Annotated in this window: 12 protein-coding genes; 8 read left to right on the top strand and 4 right to left on the bottom strand. The window is 46.5% G+C overall.

Annotated features, from left to right (window positions below; all coding sequences use genetic code 11):
- Nucleotides 1-299 precede the first annotated feature (299 nt).
- The 3 genes from V202x_RS06865 to V202x_RS06875 all read left to right on the top strand — a co-directional run bounded on the left by V202x_RS06865 (nucleotide 300) and on the right by V202x_RS06875 (nucleotide 4,260).
- Entirely contained in the window at nucleotides 300-1,607 is a 1,308-nt protein-coding gene (locus V202x_RS06865; protein ID WP_145172438.1) for a hypothetical protein, read from the top strand.
- A gap of 68 nt (nucleotides 1,608-1,675) precedes the next feature.
- Complete coding sequence (locus tag V202x_RS06870) at nucleotides 1,676-2,854, top strand: hypothetical protein (protein ID WP_145172440.1); 1,179 nt, start codon at nucleotides 1,676-1,678, stop codon at nucleotides 2,852-2,854.
- Nucleotides 2,855-2,979: 125 nt separating this feature from the next.
- Complete coding sequence (locus V202x_RS06875; RefSeq protein WP_145172442.1) at nucleotides 2,980-4,260, top strand: MFS transporter; 1,281 nt, start codon at nucleotides 2,980-2,982, stop codon at nucleotides 4,258-4,260.
- Between the two features lie 36 nt (nucleotides 4,261-4,296).
- Here the strand turns inward: V202x_RS06875 and V202x_RS06880 are convergent, their stop codons facing one another.
- Nucleotides 4,297-5,994 (bottom strand): LamG-like jellyroll fold domain-containing protein, encoded by a 1,698-nt coding sequence (locus V202x_RS06880; protein ID WP_145172444.1) that lies wholly within the window; start codon nucleotides 5,992-5,994, stop codon nucleotides 4,297-4,299.
- On the bottom strand, nucleotides 5,994-6,530 hold the full coding sequence (locus tag V202x_RS06885) for a sigma-70 family RNA polymerase sigma factor (protein ID WP_145172446.1): 537 nt from the start codon (nucleotides 6,528-6,530) through the stop codon (nucleotides 5,994-5,996). The genes V202x_RS06880 and V202x_RS06885 overlap by 1 nt, the downstream gene beginning before the upstream one ends.
- 324 nt (nucleotides 6,531-6,854) lie before the next feature.
- Between V202x_RS06885 and V202x_RS06890 the strand changes: the two genes are divergently transcribed.
- The 4 genes from V202x_RS06890 to V202x_RS06905 all read left to right on the top strand — a co-directional run bounded on the left by V202x_RS06890 (nucleotide 6,855) and on the right by V202x_RS06905 (nucleotide 12,865).
- A complete protein-coding gene (locus tag V202x_RS06890) occupies nucleotides 6,855-7,784 on the top strand; it encodes a DUF1559 domain-containing protein (protein ID WP_145172448.1) in 930 nt (309 codons plus the stop codon).
- 80 nt (nucleotides 7,785-7,864) lie between these two features.
- A complete protein-coding gene (locus tag V202x_RS06895; protein WP_145172450.1) occupies nucleotides 7,865-8,284 on the top strand; it encodes a hypothetical protein in 420 nt (139 codons plus the stop codon).
- A 121-nt stretch (nucleotides 8,285-8,405) separates the two neighbouring features.
- The gene (locus V202x_RS06900) at nucleotides 8,406-11,399 is read left to right on the top strand and encodes a PSD1 and planctomycete cytochrome C domain-containing protein (protein WP_197993265.1); all 2,994 of its coding nucleotides are present in this window, start codon (nucleotides 8,406-8,408) and stop codon (nucleotides 11,397-11,399) included.
- 17 nt (nucleotides 11,400-11,416) lie between these two features.
- Nucleotides 11,417-12,865 carry a DUF1501 domain-containing protein gene (locus tag V202x_RS06905; RefSeq protein WP_145172452.1) on the top strand — a complete coding sequence of 483 codons (1,449 nt, stop codon included), beginning with the start codon at nucleotides 11,417-11,419 and terminating at the stop codon, nucleotides 12,863-12,865.
- Between the two features lie 87 nt (nucleotides 12,866-12,952).
- Here V202x_RS06905 and V202x_RS06910 read toward each other — a convergent pair whose 3' ends face one another.
- Nucleotides 12,953-13,384 carry a hypothetical protein gene (locus tag V202x_RS06910; protein WP_145172454.1) on the bottom strand — a complete coding sequence of 144 codons (432 nt, stop codon included), beginning with the start codon at nucleotides 13,382-13,384 and terminating at the stop codon, nucleotides 12,953-12,955.
- A gap of 237 nt (nucleotides 13,385-13,621) precedes the next feature.
- On the bottom strand, nucleotides 13,622-14,779 hold the full coding sequence (locus V202x_RS06915; protein WP_145172456.1) for a DUF1559 domain-containing protein: 1,158 nt from the start codon (nucleotides 14,777-14,779) through the stop codon (nucleotides 13,622-13,624).
- A gap of 699 nt (nucleotides 14,780-15,478) precedes the next feature.
- Between V202x_RS06915 and V202x_RS06920 the strand changes: the two genes are divergently transcribed.
- Nucleotides 15,479-18,589, top strand: coding sequence for a PSD1 and planctomycete cytochrome C domain-containing protein (locus V202x_RS06920; RefSeq protein WP_232098891.1), 3,111 nt, complete (start codon nucleotides 15,479-15,481; stop codon nucleotides 18,587-18,589).
- The last annotated feature ends 20 nt before the right edge of the window (nucleotides 18,590-18,609 follow it).

Genomic DNA, 18,609 nt, shown 5'->3' on the forward strand with positions numbered 1-18,609 from the left:
TTTTTTCAGCAATCTTCATTTCCTCGAATCATGCCCCTCACTTAGGACAGACTTGTGAACCATGTGTCCGATCTCTCAATTCACCATCTACAACAAATCCCATGTAAAAGTGAAGAAAGAAATGATGCCATTGAATAACCTTAATTTGAATTTGCAACGACGATGAATTACAGCGGCGTGAGAAATACGGTAATTTGCCAAACAACCACTTGACTATTGTACCTTAGCATACGAGGATTATAATTGTTTTCCATTGATTTTGGGCACATCTCCGATTCTATCCCAGAAAGCGTCTCGTTATGCAGGTTTCTCGCACGATTCCCAATTCCATTTTTCGAGTTGCCTCTATTCCAGTCATTCTATTTCTGATGCTGATTTTACAGCCCTCAGAAACAGCAGCGCAGAAACGTTCTACCCGGCTCAATGCCAAACCGGCGAATACTGTGGAAGCGGCCGCCATGGAGTTTGCGCTTACTGCAGAACAAGTGAATGAACTGGTTGGAAAAAAGGCGGACGTACTGACAACGACAGGTAAATTAGAACAGAACGTCGAAATCACACGTTTCTTTACCGGACGAAATAAAGGGCACGTCAAATCGATTGAATTCAAGGCTGAGAACGCCAAAAGAGGCAAACGCTTCTTTGCAACCAAACTGGTTGAGATGACAGTCGATGAAAAAAAATACCAGTTTCAATACATCCCCTCTCTCAAAGCCGCCTTGATCGAAAATCTGGATCAGAAAAAAGCCGCGATTACAGAAAAGCTCCGGTTATCCAATGAACAATTCTGGGAAGAGATCCCGGAAGAAGAGCAAAACGAACATGTAGAGGAATACAAAACGTTTCTCACTAAAGTTGGAGAACATTTCAGTGCGTTAAACATGAAATTCTACGAAACCAAGTATTTTCTGTTTTTTACAGATATGCCTGCCAAACAGGTGGCTCCGTACCTGATTCAACTCGACAAGATGAACGAATTATTGGGACGGTCGTTTGGTTTCAAACCCGGTTATAATATCTGGCGAGGCAAAGCGGTCATCGTCGCCTTTATGGGAAAGCCCGCGTTTCTGGAATTTGAGAAAAAGTTTTACAATCGCATTGAAACAGGCAACGCCATAGGACTCTGTCATTCTCACAGCAATGGAAAAGTGATTGTCTCCTGCTATCGCGGCGATGATCCGAATTTCTTTGGTGCCGTGCTCGTCCATGAAACCGCGCATGGGTATATGCACCGCTATCGCACCACTGTCAGTATTCCCACCTGGATCAATGAGGGAATTGCTGACTGGATTGCAATGACTGTGGTCCCTTCGTCGAAAGAAGTAAAGTACCGACAAACAGAAGCAGCCGCCCGACTGAGACAGATGCAAACGTTCGGCGGTCAATTTTTCAATTCGGACCGACTGGATAGCTGGCAATATGGATGCGCCAGTGCCCTCATTCAACTCATGCTCAAAGCCAGCCCGGAGCAATTCAAATTATTTTTCAATGGAATCAAAGACGGTTTAACCTGGCAGGACAGTTTACTAAGAGCCTACGGAATCACAGTCGAACAACTCAGTCAGGCCTATGGACAATCCATTGGAATCCCCCGACTGACGCCTTGATATTAGCATAAAATGGTGAGTATTGAAGCCTTAGAAAAGATCGTGGTCTGTTCGAAAGAATCGTACCAATGTTTAACCATCGCATATCTGCTGGATTCCGAAATCTGAATAAGCCATCACGGCCTTGGTTTAACCTCCGCAATGCGTTAGTCCTACTTGTACTGGCAGTTGTGATCTACTTCACCCCGTTTGTATCCCAGCGTGGACGCTCAGTGGTTTTAGCAAAAACGATTCGCAGCCATGGGGGGAAAGTTTATTTTGCCAATCCCTTGTGTGCCAATGGATATTGTCTGAAACTACCTCTAAAGTTAAATGATGCAATCGGAACAATTTATCATATCTCTATCCAGAGTTCAGAAGACTATCCGATCAACGACGAGTTCATCGACTCCCTGGGGGATCAATCGCATTTACGCGATCTACATTTGGGAAGCGACAAACACCCTACTACCATCACTGATCTTGGTCTCGCTAAGCTGTCCAAATACCCTCTTGAGATACTCAGTATTGCCGGTGGATCTTTCACTGATTCAGGACTCAATGTACTGGAAAAAATACCGACTCTGAAGTATCTCATGCTCCGTGATTTGGATTTCTCGGGAGATCAGTTTCAGTGTGCCCCAACATTGAAGAACTTAAAATCCCTGCATTTTTCCGATTTAAGTATTACTGATACAGGTCTGGAGAATCTTGCTTCCCTTCCCAATTTGGACTATTTGGATCTCAATAATACAGTCATCGACGGTGATGGTTTGCGTCATTTATCCAAATCAAAAAATCTAGTTTGTGTCAACATTGATAATTCGGCAATCAAAGCCGATTCTCTCAACCATCTAATCGAAGTGAAGTCACTGCGTTATCTAAGTTTGAAAGGTAAAGCTACTAAAGATGAACATGTGCGTCAGGTCGCTAGCTTAAAACAACTCACGTTTCTGATGCTGAATGATTCAGAAGTCACCGATCAGGGATTGATCCCACTCACCTACATGAAAAATTTGCACCAACTTTTTCTGACAAATACTCACATCACTGACGCAGGAATTAAAAACCTGATTCACTCTCCAAGTTTAGCGAAATTGGAATTATCAAACACGCTGATCACCGATCAGGTGAAAGAAAGTCTGTTAAAAATCCCAAACCTGAGCAAAGTGAATGTCAGTGGCACAAAACTATCCGCCGTCACGATCCAATCATTGCGCGATTCGGGTATCGAAGTCATGACGAGCAAACCCGGATATCTTCAGTAACCGATGCCCAATTAGAAAATCCAGTTCTTTATAACACCGCCATTCCCAATTAATTGCATTTCCTCTAAACTTATCTCACATTACTAACCCCATAAATCCATCACATCATCCAGAAAGCATCATCAATGGCAGGCACCACACAAGTCGGTGGTAAGAATATTCGTGTTGTCGCAGCAGGATTCATTGGCAATATTCTGGAATGGTATGATTTTGCCGTCTATGGTTTTTTTGCCCCTACGATTGGTAAACTTTTCTTCCCTTCAGACGATCCCAGCACTTCGCTGATCGCTTCTTTTGGAGCCTTTGCTGCCGGCTTTCTGATGCGGCCTGTGGGAGCGGTTCTGTTTGGCCATATTGGCGATCGCATCGGACGCAAAAAAGCCCTCACCATCTCGGTGATCATGATGGCCGTACCAACATTGCTGGTGGGTATCTTACCGACACATGCACAGATTGGCGTTTATGCGGCGGTCCTCATGGTCTTATTACGTATGGTGCAGGGCGTCTCGGTCGGGGGTGAATATACGAGTTCGTTTGTGTTTCTCGTTGAACATGCGCCTCCCGAACGTCGCGCTTTTTTTGGCTCCTGGAGTATGATCGGAGCCACCTGTGGCATTCTACTTGGTTCTGCAGTCGGTGCTTTGGTCAACAGCCTGACAACCGACGAACAATTGCTCAACTGGGGTTGGCGCCTGCCTTTTCTGGCGGGAGTGCTGGTTGCCTTCGTAGGTTACTTCATCCGACATGGGATTCCAGAAGAACCGATCACAAAAGAACCAACAGAAAAAGCAAAGATCTCGCCGATCAGGGAGGCATTGACCTATCATCGGAAAGAACTACTCCAGGCTGCCGGACTCAATCTGATGATCGCCGTCACGTTTTACACAGTCTTCATTTATCTGGCATCCTGGTTGGAAGAAGAAGTCGGCGAGCCCCGCGGGGAAGCACTTGACATCAATACCATCAGTATGGCCGTACTGTCGATCGCGCTGCCCTTTGCGGCCATGCTGGCTGATAAATTTGGCCGCAAACCGTTTTTACTGATCGGAGCAGGGGGTGTGGCTCTCTTTTCTTATCCCCTGATCAATCTCATGCACCATCACAATTTTACCATGATCCTCACCGGACAAATCTGTTTTGCCCTGCTGCTCGCCTGTTTTGGGGGTGCACTACCGGCCACACTCACAGAACTCTTTAAGCGAGGCGTGCGAGTGAGCGCGGCCAGCGTCAGCTATAATTTGACTTTTGCGATTTTCGGAGGAACCGCTCCGGTAGTCGCGGCCTGGCTGGTCAAGGAAACCGGTAATCCCGTCTCATTTTCATGGTATCTTTCTGCTATGGCCGTCGTATCATTTCTCATCTGTCTCACGATCAGGGAAACTCACGGAACATCACTGGATGAGTGATTAAATAAGATAAATCAACTGAAGACAATTCCCGTTTCAGAAAATTGGCTCTCCGGTCTCCGCGGCGAATTTCATTTTTTCGCCTTTATTGAGTAGAACGTTGCCACCTTCCTTTTCCTGCATGACGAAATTATTCAACTGGCCGTCAAAATAATCTTTTCCCTGCTGCACGCGGGCATAATGCTGTGCAACTGTCGCCGCGTCCAATGCAAAACCATAAAAGGCAACTTCATCAATGACACCATTGAAGGGTTCTCTGCCGACCAGCGATTCAAAATTTCCTGAAATCAGATTCCCGATCACGGCCGGTGTGCGACCGCCGCTGATAATCATCGTCCCTACAGGAAAACGATGGCTCATGCAAAGTTTTCCATCAACGTAAATAGCTTTGATTCCTGTCCAACCATTGTAGGTTGCTACGATGTGATGTGGTTTTCCATCCCGGATTTCCTCTAAAGACGGACGTCCCTCTTTTCCATCCAGGGGCATATCGAGCTCGTTATAACCCATGCCTGAAAGAAAGAGTCCAAACGACAGACACGGACCGCGTTCCACATCTGGAATTTGTGTCTGAGACGCGCCATCATCATTCTGAAAGCTGAGCAGAATACGATAGTTGCCATCTTCTTTACGGAATATCTCATCGTAGTCAAAGGGGTATTTAGTTTGAGGTTCATTGGGTGTTTGCCACTCTGAAATCACTAACGCTTCTAACGTGACACCAGTCGAAGCAGAATAATCACCCGTTCCAACTTCTATTCCACCACCGTTTCCTAAGAGCAGGCTTGCATCAGGTTTATTGTTAAACCGAACTGCTCCCTCACCAATCAATCCGGGAATGCGCTTCGTATTTTTTCCAATACGGATCGCATTACCGGAAATTGTATCTGTGAGTGGGCTCTCCTCCCGTTGATCGAAATTCCAGTAAAAACGTGGCAGACGACGACGCGGCTTCACTTTGACTTGACCATCCAGCACATGCACAAAAGTCTCAAACGCTTCATTGACGGTCACCTCATATTCGGTTCCCAAATCGATGACCTCGACACTTGGCGTTTCCAAGGTAAAGGGAGATTGAGGGTCGGTCAGGTGCGCGGAAAGTGTCCCTGAAAACAAGGTTCCATGATTTTTGCGTTCTATTCCAAACAGGGCAGGACTCACCAGAGAGATGTCAGCCCCTCCTGAAAACGCAAATGCCACGTTCCCAGAAGTTAATTTGACAGTTCCCGGCTGAAAGTGTTTTGTTATTGCGGGATGCTTTCCTAACAACTCCCAAGTGGCTTGCACCGTCTCTGACAATGTAGCGACCTCTTCAGGGGGAGTCGTATTTTCGTCGAAGTAATATTGGGAAGTCTTATCTACAACTTGAGGTGGAACATTGGCTTGTTCATCCTTTGAAAAAAATAAGAAAAAACCGATCGAAAACAAACAAACTAAAATACAGAGTGTTTGTGTGAACCACAGGTGTAACGGTTTTGGGGAAGTTGTACGGGATGTGTCGCAGGGAAGAATTGATTTTTCAATCGCCTCAACAGAAAGTAGTTCTCCTGAAGTCGCAACGCCTGTCAGGCTGACATGCAGGAAAACATAATCGAGATATTCCTGGCGACACTCCGGGTGATCCGTCAATAAGCGTTCCAACATTTCCATCTCGGATTCGGTAATGGTCCCCGAACATTGCGCATCGGCCAGTTCTAATATCTGTTCAGACAGAGTTTGTTTTGGTTCAGTCATTACGACATCTCGCTGGAAAGACGACGATTCACACAATCAAATAATGCTTTCCGAATTTTTTTGATCGTTTTATAAATGGCATGCGAGGAACATTTCCAACGGTCTGCCACCGTGGCCGCGGTTTCCTGATTTCCGTAGTAGGCATCAATGAGTTCACGTTCACGGGAGGTTAATTTTTGTAGACACTGAGTGAGTGCCAATTGACGCTGGCTTAAATCTTCCACCATCGACGAAACATCTTCCGCCAACTCGGTTACCAGACTGTCGCTGAAGACCAATCGCTTGTTCTGATACTTCCGGCGATACTTCCTGACCTGGTTAAATGCGATCCCATTGGCCCAGTTTAAAAAACTACGATCGTGGTCATACTGAGGAAACTCTTTCCACAGAATCACACAGGTCTCCTGAAAAATGTCTTCCGCAGCCGTAACATCCAATACCAGCGCCAGGATATAGCCATAAACCTTACGGTCATCCCGTGAAAACAGACGGAAGAATTCTTCGCTCATGACCGGATTATTCAGAGGCTCACTCATGTCGAAGATAAGTCTAGCAGGAATAAGGCGTTGGAGGAAATCAAAGTGCGCAGCAGGAACCACTCTGCGTCCCCGCTATAGTATGTGGCGCGAAATTGTTCTGATTGGTACCAAAAAAAGTACGATTCACCAAATTTTGTACAAAATAACAAAACTTCCTGTACTAAATCGAAAATCGGCGCGCCATATACAATCAGAGGGCAGACTTTGGTTCAGCCATGATTTCCCTCCTCTGCAATCAAGTTGAGTTATACATTCATAATCACCGGGGAATTTTTTCTTTATTTCCATCTGTTTTATTCAATGTTAGGCCAAGGAGACCTCATGTTAGTCGCTCAAAACCATGCCAGACAAAAACGCTACGCATTTACATTGATTGAATTACTGGTGGTGATTGCCATCATTGCGATTTTAATAGCACTTCTACTGCCCGCAGTTCAACAGGCGCGCGAGGCGGCTCGTAGGAGTACCTGCAAAAATAACTTCAAACAACTTGGGTTAGCACTTCATAACTATCACGATGCCCATAGCCGTTTTCCTCCCGGCATGATTTATCGCGTTGCCACCCCGTCATCTCCTGGTCCCAATGGGAAACGGACTCCATTTTGCGTGTTTTTGCTACCTTATATTGATATGGCAAATATTTATAACATGTATGACCATAATCAAAACTGGCATGCAACAGTGCATGATCCTCAGCCCGCAGGAAACGGCGTGCGACTCGTACCGATTCCTGTATGGCAATGCCCTTCTGATCGTGAAGCCATCTGGACATCTAATCCTGACGGAAGCATTCGTGGAAACTACGCTGTCAACTGGGGACAAGGCACCTTTGGCGCGCAGGGAAAAGCTGCACCCTTTAACAATTCCTTTGGTGCTAAGTTCCGAGATATTACCGATGGATCAAGTAACACGCTGGCGATGATGGAAATGTTAAAACCGGCAACTGGTGCCAACGACTATCGGGCCTGGATCTGGAACGATGAACCGGAGACAGTAGTCATGACACGTGTCGGTCCAAACAGCTCCTCTCCCGATCTGGTAGTCCTTTGCGTCTCTGAAGGTACGCGTCTCCCATGCACAGGCTCTGTTTCTGGAAGCGGCCGCAGTAATGCATCGCGAAGCATGCATGTAGGAGGCGTGCATGCCTTATTGTGTGATGGCTCTGTACGATTTGTGTCAGAAAATATTGACCTCGCTACCTGGCAGGCTCTGAGTAGCATGGCCGGAGAAGAAGTCATCGGCGAATTTTAAAACGGTTTTCTCGATACTCGAATTGTTTTTGTAGCACTTTCCGGAAGAAGCTCAGTCATTTTAGAGGAAGGGCCAGTCAAGTGAAGAATCATGAGTTGAGCATATTAATATTCTGCTGCTCAGTTGTCTGTTTCGTTGGTTGTACCAAAGAAAAAACTTTCGAGCGAACTCAGGTTGAAGGCATGGTCACACTCAATGGAAACCCGGTCGAGAAGGGAGTCATCACGTTCATTCCTGCTGGTAAAGGAGCCTCTGCTGGTGCGAAGATCGAATCGGGTAAATTCATGATCCCCAAACAACAGGGACCCAGCCCCGGCGATTACCGAGTGGAAATTGATTCCAGTGTCCCGACGGGAAAACAGATTCTGTCTACTGATGGAGAAACGATGGAGGACGAATTTGAAAATTCCATTCCTCCCAAATTCAACCGCCTCACTGAACTGAAAGTCACACTGAAAACAGGCAATAATCAACATCTGTTTGATCTGGAAACAGACTAGTTTTTATGAAACAAACCAACCACGATAGAAATTGTCGGTTATAATCGACTGAAACCCAGACCAGGGACAAATAATGTTCTGCCGAGTGAGACTTCCCTCTGAGAGGAATCGAAAAGCAAATATGTCTTTTTTCATCAAGCTGAATTTAAAACTCATAAACTTTCTTATGCCGATCTGCTGTCTGTTGATGCTGTCGACCACGTATGCCGCAGATTCGACGTTTGAAAAACAAGTCGCCCCCATTCTACAAAAGCACTGCATCCACTGTCACAATGCCAGCACCAGGGATGGAGGCCTTTCACTGGAAACCGTTGATGGCTTGCGAAAGGGAGGTGAGAATGGCCGAGTGCTGGTCGCAGGTTCGCCCACAGAAAGCCTGCTGCTGGATTATGTCACCGGTCCAGAACCGGAAATGCCCAAAAAAGGAACTCCATTAAGCAAGGCAGAAATTGAAATTCTGAAACAGTGGATCAAATCAGGGGCGGTATGGCCCACAGGATATCAGATTCGCGAAGCTCAGCTTTCAAACACAGACTGGTGGTCGTTTCAACCATTGAAGCTTCCACAGGTACCACAGCTCTCAGCAGAAGACACCAAACTGGTACGCACACCCATTGATGCTTTTCTCCTCGCTAAACTACGCAAGCAGGGACTCTCTTTTTCTCCCGTTGCAGACCGCCGAACCCTTATTCGCCGACTTTATTTTGATTTGACAGGACTGCCTCCCTCTCCCGCTGAAATCAAGCAGTTTATTAATGATCCAGATCCAAATGCCTATGTAAAACTGGTCGACCAACTTTTGGCATCACCCCGTTATGGAGAACGTTGGGCGCGGCACTGGCTGGATATTGTGCATTATGCTGACACACACGGGTACGACAAAGATAAACTGCGAAACCATGCATGGCCGTATCGCGATTATGTGATTCGTGCATTGAATGCCGACAAACCGTATACGGATTTTATTCTGGAACAGATGGCTGGTGATTTCCTGAAGCCCCATTCGCAGGACGGTATACCAGCGACCGGGTTTCTGGTTGCCGGTCCTTTTGATTGGGTAGGGCAGATCGAAATCAGAGAGGATCTTCCTGAGAAAAAAATCACGCGCAATCTGGACCGGGACGATATGGTTTCGACAGTCATGAATACAACCGTCAGCCTGACCGTACAATGTGCACGTTGCCATAATCATAAATTTGATCCGATCGCCCAGGAAGATTACTACGGACTACAGGCGGTCTTCGCCGGCATCGATCGTGCAGACCGCGATTATGAGCCGAATCCCCAAACGGCAAACAAACGCAAAACGCTCATGGCTGCCCAACAAAGTAACCTCCAACAAAAACAGAATATTGAGGCGAGGATTCGCGCCCGCGGTGGAGAGAGACTGTCCCAACTGGAAACCCGGATCTCCAAAGCTGAGAACCAAAAACAGGGTCAGACAGCCGCTTATGGATTTCACAGCCTCATCGAAAAGTCAGACAACATTAATAAATGGGTTCAACTTAAATTTAAACAGCCGGTAACAGCTGAGAAAATTGTTCTGTTCGCCGCCTTTGATAATTTTAATAATATTGGAGCCGGTTTCGGATTTCCGCGACGCTTCAAACTGGAAGTTTCTGACACAGGCGATTTTACATCAGCGCAGACAATCATCGCCGATCACAGTCAGCAGGAGTTCCCTAATCCCCGCACTAAACCTGTTGAATTCGATCTACAGGGACTTAGTTTTCAATATTTGAGAATGACGGCAACACAGCTTGCCCCCCGGGAGAATGATTTCATATTCGCTCTGGGAGAAATCAAAATCCTCGACCCCCGCGGTCAGAATATTGCCAAACAGGCGGTTGTAGAAACTCTCGATTCAATCGAAAACGCTCCCCGCTGGTCTCGTAAAAATTTAATCGATGACAAACATTATGAATCAGCCGATTCGAATCTCGATCTGGCAAAACTGAAATCGGAACGCGACCAGATTTTTGCAGGTCTCACAACGTCTGAAGAAAAGACCTCACTCAAAACTATTTCGCTGGAATTATCACGGCTGAGAAAAGAACTGAGTCAACTGCCTCAACAGCAAAAAGTGTTTGCCGCAACCACACATTTCAAACGACAGGGTAATTTTACACCGACAGAGGGGAAGCCGCGTCCCGTTTATTTACTCAGCCGAGGAAGCGAAAAAGCTCCCGTCAAAGAAGTTCAGCCTGCCGCATTGAATTTTATTTCCGATCTCAAGGGAGCGTTTCAACTTGAAAAACCTGAGAACGAAGCGTCCCGCCGACTTGCCCTCGCGCGTTGGATCACACATCACAAGAACCCACTTACCTGGCGTTCGATTGTGAACCGTGTCTGGCAATATCATTTTGGGCAGGCAATTGTGGATACGCCAAATGACTTTGGAAAGATGGGTTCGCTGCCCACGCATCCCAGGTTACTGGATTACCTGGCCGTTCGCTTTCGAGATGAAGGACAATCGTTGAAAGCACTACACCGCATGCTGGTATTGAGTACCGCCTATCAACAATCCTCTCTGACTCATCAGAGAGGAATTCAAGTCGACGGTGATAATCGATTATTATGGCGCATGAATCGCCGCAAACTGGAAGCCGAAGCAATTCGCGACTCGGTGTTACAAGTCAGTGGAAAACTGGATCTACGCATGTATGGCCCGGGAGACCGTTTATTCGCGCTCGAAAAACCACAGCACTCACCACACTATCTCTATCAAAAATACGACCCGATTTTGGAGAAAAGCCACCGACGTTCGATCTACCGCTTTATTGTGCGTTCAGTACCTGATCCATTTATGGAATCGTTAGATTGTGCTGATCCTTCGCAGATCACTCCGAAACGCATTGAGACCTTAACGGCACTACAGGCCCTGTCACTTTTAAATGATCACTTCATGGTCAGTATGGCTTCATTTTATGCTCAAAAAATCAAAGCGGCATCAGCAGACCAGACGTCACAAATCAAACTCGCATTTGAAGTGGCCTTAGGCAGATCTCCAAGACAGGAAGAACTGGGCATCTTGCAAAACATTGGCGCTCAATATGGCATTGAAAATGTCTGTCGACTGATTTTCAACTGTAATGAATTTATCTTCATCGACTAAATAGAGAAAGTGGTCTTATGGATCGTCGAGAGTTTCTGATGTCAACGGGAGGCGGACTGGGGGGAATCGCCCTGGCTTCACTGTTGCAGAACGATCAACTGTTAGCAGCACCACAAACAAATACGCAGACGTTACACCATCCGCCGCGCGCCAAACGTGTGGTCCAACTTTATATGTCGGGTGCCGCCAGTCAATGTGATACGTTTGACTATAAACCTGCACTGATTAAAGAACATGGTAAACCCTGGACTCCCGGCGAAGAAGTGAAATTGTTTCAGTCCTCACCAGGCAATACAATGCAGGCCCCCTGGAAATGGAAACAGTACGGTGATTCTGGAAAGTGGCTCAATGAATGCGTTGCTCCACTGGGGGAATGCGTGGATGATATGGCTTTCATTCATAACATGGTCAGCAAGTCGAACGTCCATGGACCAGCCACCTTTATGCAGGCCACCGGTTTCATTCTGCCTGGATTTCCCGGCATGGGTGCCTGGATCAGTTATGGGCTAGGCAGCATGACCGACAATCTGCCGACCTTTGTCGTGTTGCCTGACCCACGCGGTTTTGCCCCTAATGGCGCTGCCAACTGGTCTGCCGGCTTTCTACCCGCCAGTAACCAGGGAACAATCATTCGTCCGAATTCCCAGACACCGATCTCTAACTTATTCCCCGCGTCAAATGATTTTATTACTCGCCAGAGCGATCGTGATGTGCAAGCCGCCTTAAAGCAGTTGAACCGACGTCATGAACAGGAACGCGCAGGCGATTCTCGATTGAATGCCCGCATTCAATCGTATGAGCTGGCTGCTAAGATGCAATTGCAGGCTCCGAAGGTACTTGACCTCTCGAACGAAACCAAAAGTACGCTCAACATGTACGGGCTCGATTCGGTTGACTTTGAAGTACAAGAGGGGATTAGCGAGCAGGCTGAAATTGCCTACTTTGGACGAAACTGTCTGGTGGCAAGGCGCATGTTAGAGCAGGGGGTCCGGTTTGTGCAAATCTGGTCGGGTGCTGACAACGGTTTTCCGCGTCGCAACTGGGATTCGCATGAAGATATCAAACGCGATCACTGGCCGTTAGGACGCGGCATGTCCATCGGCGCGGCTGCCTTGATTAAAGACCTCAAACAGCGCGGCATGCTGGATGATACGATTATTTTATGGACCACCGAATTTGGGAGAATGCCCTGTAGCCAGGGAAGCAAAGGCCGCGATCATAATCCATTTGTGTTTACCAATTGGCTCGCTGGAGGTGGTATCAAGGGTGGCACCACTTACGGAGAGTCGGATCAATGGTCATTCAAACCGGCTGACCCAGCCAATCCAACGATGTGTTATGACGTGCACGCCACGATTTTACATCAATTGGGAATTGATCATGAAAAGCTGACTTTCCGACATAACGGCATTGATCGTCGTTTAACCGACGTACACGGACATGTCATCAAAGAACTCATTTCATAACCAACTGCCCATTGATTCAGAACTTAGTTCACCTCAGGTTAAGAAGTGAAATGCAATTTAAAAAGCCACAAAGCTCAGATCGTGAAATTAAAATTTGACCCAATGAAAATGAGTTGTTAGAGCGCTGCCTACATCCCATTCCATCTTCCAAATCACACGGCATCGCCAGACACTTGTATTGATAGCTATACCTAGAGTTTCGTACTTCGCATTACCATAATTACCAGCTTCCTGCACTTGGCCAAGAATCAAATGCGTCCCTTCGGGAACACTAAACTCTCTGGCGTGAACTCCTCTACCAATCTTCCCCAAGTTTTCAGTACCGATCATTACGCCTGTCACAACACCTTTTATCGTATCTGTCGTACTATTGTGAACGATTTCATCTGAATCTAACTGGATATCGTTCTTTAATAAAGAAGTAGACTGGGGTGTGCCTCTTTGTGCGAAGAGGTTTTTCCCAAACAGCAATGCACCACTGCTGAGTAATCCTGCCTGAACTGCTTGCCGTCGGTCCATTTCTAAACTCCTGAAATAAGCTCGTTAAAGATGCCTGACTTGATCAGATCAGTTGCCAAATGGTAACCGGATCATCAAGGACAATTTGTTACCTCTTTGGTGTATAAGACGACGAGCAGTCAGAAACAGTTCCTCGTTTTTTAAGAGTGGTAAAAAAATAGATTCAAAAGAAAAGCGAGTGGCCGGTTTAAAACCAGCCACTCGCAATGGAATCAACTTTTAGATAGTAGATTTCGATTATTCGAAGTTACCTTTGGTCAACTGAGCATCCAACCAGGGGCCGGAGAAGACTTCAGAAGGTAACAATTCAACTGTGGCATCTGTGTGTCCAGATCCACCTGATGCAGAACCAGTGAAACCAGGGTTCAGGAACCCGTCGCCATTCAGGTCCACGATCGCTTTTACGCTTCCGTCAGCCATCAGGATGTTACAAATTTTGTTACGGCCACGACCGTGCCATGCAAACCAGTCACGAGAATCCTGTAACCAGAGCGTTCCGTCAGGACCAGCTGTTCCAGCACGGTTTGCGTCAGGAAGTTCAGTAGGAATTGCTCCCACCACATTGGTACCAGCAGGCATCAAGTCGATCGCTCCGCCAGTTCCCGCTGCAGGATTCCAAAAACCAGGACCATCATTAAATGATTCTGCCAATCGGTTACCAGCTTCCAAAAATCCTGGAATTGTGTCAGTCAATACCGCTTCACTGGCATCCCCGGGAGCACCACATCCCATGAATGAGACTGCTGAAGAAGAAATCCGAGAAGAATCCAGACGACGAATGGTTAGAGGACCTAAGCTACCAGCAAATCCTTTCAAACCAGATGAAGTCACACCGGCGTTGGTTTTTGCACCGGAGCGAACCAGGAACCAGCTAGAAGCATAGTTCGTTCCATATCCATCTTCCAGCAATTTAGCTACTTGAAGAATTCGAGCAGGCGTACCTTCTGTACCAGAAGTCCAGGTTGCACAAACTCCTTCACTCAGGCGGCTGAGTGGAGCTGAGTCTTTATTACTGGTGTTTGCAACACCAATCATGTCGTTCAGCTTTTCAGACCCGAGCAATGTAGATGAGGGGCACAGCATTTTCTGTGGAAGACCGGATCCACTGTTAACCATATCTGCCACCCAACCCCAAGTATCAGGACATCCGTCACGACGGAAATCGTAGGCCCCTGTGCAGTATCTTCCGCTGGGATCTGTAGAAGCGAAAGAGTGCATGGAAATACCAAACTGACGGAGATTGCTTTTACATTGAGAAGAACGTGCAGATTCTCGTGCTGCGAAGACTGCTGGAATCAGCAGAGCAGCTAATAAAGCGATGATCGAAATCACCACCAAAAGTTCGATCAGAGTAAAACCTGATCGTTTGACAGTAAGAGCACGTGATTTTTTCATGTTGTTTCCTGTTTTTCAAAAATAGTTTGACAGTTAGATTTCGTGTACATAGAAGGCTTAGAACAATTTACTTTTCTCAATTAGAACAGCTCATCCCCATCAGTTAGGCAATTGATGTTTGAATATGATCTGCCCCCCTCAACTCACTTTCAGATTGAATTCAACCTTAACTCTCTTGAAACTTTACTTGCCGGCTGAAAGTCTCAATTGGGAGTACGATATCGAGTGAATGTGAAGATATTTCCTTAAGGCATGTTAAGAAGAAATGAAAAATGCGTAGCAAAATTGATCAAATCGGACCTTTTGTTAACGTTTAATGAAAATACAGCAATGAATTCGCGAGTGTCTTCATAATTATGTGTCTCAATTTAAAGAGACCCCAAGAGACAAAACTTGAATTTTCCACCCGTCGTCCCCTATAATTAGGACGTATAGACTTGGGGTCATCAGCCCACCTTGCCTAACCTTAAGTCACCTGCTCGTTTGGTTTTAGAAACTATTGAGCTACCCCACTTTTGGGTAAAGTGGCGGACCGGTATTCACTCGTGTTTGGTTTTGAAGTTTGAAAATCAATCCGATTAACAGAAAAATCCGTGTTTGCAAATTTACTGACAAGTTTTAACAGTCAGTCAAAATGTGCCCCGCATCTTTCTTCTAATCACCTTGATTTCCAGACTTCATCGGTTAACCGAAAGAATCATGATGGTCGTTCGAACGCTCGCATTATTGTCTCTCTGCTGCGGAATATTCGTAGTATCACTGTTTCAGTTTAGCTTTGCAGAAACAAAAAATTCAGCACAGACTGAATTGGATTTTGCCACAGTCATCCGCCCTCTGCTTTCTGATGGTTGTTTCTCCTGTCACGGTCCCGATGACGAACACCGCGAAGCAGATTTACGGTTAGACTTAAAAGAAACCGCCTTTGGTTCACACGATGGTCATGCTTTAATCGTTCCCGGCAAACCATTGGAAAGCTTGCTTTATCAACGCATCATTTCTACTGACGAAGACGAACGCATGCCGCCTGTTGACTCGGGTAAAAAATTGTCTCCGTCCGACATTGAAAAAGTGCGAAAATGGATTGAAGCAGGCGCCCCCTGGGCTTCGCATTGGGCTTTTAGTCCTCCCGAAAAAGCAACACTGCCACAGGTGAGTGAACAACATCTGGTGCAAAATCCTATTGATGCTTTTATTTTGGAAAAACTGGAAAAGGAGAATCTTTCATTCTCCCCCAAAGCCGACCGTACGACGCTGCTGCGGCGTCTGAGTCTGGACCTCATTGGGTTGCCTCCCAGTATTGAAGAAGTCGATCAGTTTCTGAGTGACAAACAACCCGATGCTTATGAAAAACAGGTTCAACGACTACTTGCTTCACCACACTATGGTGAGCGTTGGGGACGTATCTGGCTTGATGCAGCCCGCTATGCCGATTCAAATGGCTACGAAAAAGATGCCCCACGCAACGTGTGGCTCTATCGTGACTGGGTGATTGACGCACTGAATCAGAACATGCCTTACAATCAATTTATCATCGAACAGATCGCCGGTGACCTGCTGCCAAGTGCAACACAAGATCAAATAGTGGCAACTGGTTTCATGCGTAATTCGATGTTGAACGAAGAGGGTGGCATAGATCCAGAAGAATTTCGTATGGCTGCCATGTTTGACCGCATGGATACCATTGGTAAAAGCGTGATGGGGCTCACATTACAATGTGGTCAATGCCATACTCATAAATACGATCCTTTAACACAGGAAAACTATTATCAGATTTTTGCCTGCATCAACAATTCTTATGAAGCCAGCATCCGTGGCTACACGGACGAAGAACAACAACAGCGGGAAAAGCTTTTTCAGAAAATCAGAGCCATTGAAAAGACTCTCAAAGCAAAGACTCCGGACTGGTCGGCAAAAATGGCAGCCTGGGAACAATTGGTCCAACAAAACCAACCTCAATGGACAGTGTTAAAACTCACCAACTTGGACAGTAACTCCCAACGCTACTTTGAACAGGAAGACCAGTCACTACTGGCACAGGGGTATGCTCCTTCTAAATTCACTTCCAATTTTGGAGCGACAGTTGATGCTTCAGAAATCAAAGCGATCAAACTGGAACTGTTGAATCACCCCAATCTACCTGCCGGAGGACCGGGACGATCCATCGAAGGTCTCTGTGCTTTGACAGATCTCAAACTCACGGTGGAAAATGTAAAAGATCCTAAACAAAAAACGAATGTGAAATTTTCTGAAGTCACCGCAGACTTCAGTAATGAACGTCAGGAATTGCCACCGAAATATGGAGATAAAAAGGGAGTGCGCGGTTTCATCGGACCAGTCTCTTACGCAATCGATGGAGACAACACTACCGCCTGGGGCATTGATGCCGGTCCGGGACGATGCAATCAACCTCGCGAAGCGGTGTTTCGTGCCGAAAAACCGTTTGGTTATCCGGAAGGAACCAGGTTCAAAGTAAGTCTGGTGCAAATGCATGGAGGCTGGAACAGCGATGACAATCAAAGTATGAACCTCGGGCGTTTTCGTATTTCCTGCACGACTTCTGAAAATGCCAAGGCAGATCCTGTTCCCGATCATGTCAGAGAGATACTGCTAATTCCAACAGCACAAAGAACAGCAGAACAACAAAATCAGGTTTTCAGTTACTGGATCACAACAGTCCCTGAATGGAAAACAGAGGTTGCTCAGATTGAATCCCTCTGGAAGCAACACCCCCGAGGCACAACGCAACTGGTTTATCAGGAGCTTCCTGCCACACGAAAAACTCACTTACTGGATCGCGGCGACTTTCTTAAGAAAAAACAAGTCGTCGATCCTGGAGTTCCCGATTTTCTCCATGCCTTACCTCAAGGAACACCAATCAATCGACTGACATTTGCACGCTGGCTCGTGGATCGTAAATCACCGACCACAGCCCGCGCAATCGTGAATCGAGCCTGGCAGGCTTACTTTGGCAAAGGCTTCGTCAGTACCAGCGAAGACCTCGGCTCACAAGGTGAAGCACCGACACACCGTAAACTGTTGGACTGGATGGCAGTCTGGTTTATGGACGAAGGCTGGGACTTGAAGAAACTGCATACGCTGATCGTCACTTCACGAACCTATCAGCAATCATCACAAGTCAGTCCGAAACTTTATGAAAAAGATCCTTATAATCGGCTCTTCGCCCGTGGCCCCCGCTATCGAGTGGATGCAGAGATTGTGAGAGATATCGCCTTAAAAGCTGGTGGGCTTTTAAACACGGAAATCGGCGGCCCTTCTGTTTATCCACCGGCACCCGCGTTTCTGTTTCAGAAACCGGCCAGTTACGGTCCCAAAACCTGGAATGAAGAAAAAGACCAGGATCGCTATCGCCGCGCCATTTATACGTTCCGTTTCCGTTCGGTCCCTTATCCCATGCTACAAGCCTTTGATGCGCCCAATGGTGATATTTCGACAGTCAGACGTTCTCGATCGAATACGCCTTTACAGGCACTGACCACACTCAACGAAACACTCTTTTTAGAATGCGCGAGTGGCCTTGCGGAAATCATCTTGACCCAGCAGGAAAATACAGATGAAGGACGAATTGAAACCGCATTTCGTCGTTGTGTTTCACGTCGACCTTCTGATTCAGAGAAACAACTACTCACCCGGTTCCTGACAAAACAACGTAACTATTTTGCCAAACATTCAGATGAAGCAAAACAGATTGCTGCTACCCAAAAAACAAAGATTCCCAACACCGAGTTTGCAGCCTGGGTAGCTTTATCACGCGTACTACTCAATATGGATGAAACGATTACAAAAGAATAACCCACGTTTACCAGCTACGC

The organism is Gimesia aquarii (assembly GCF_007748175.1).
Taxonomy (GTDB): Bacteria; Planctomycetota; Planctomycetia; order Planctomycetales; family Planctomycetaceae; genus Gimesia; species Gimesia aquarii_A.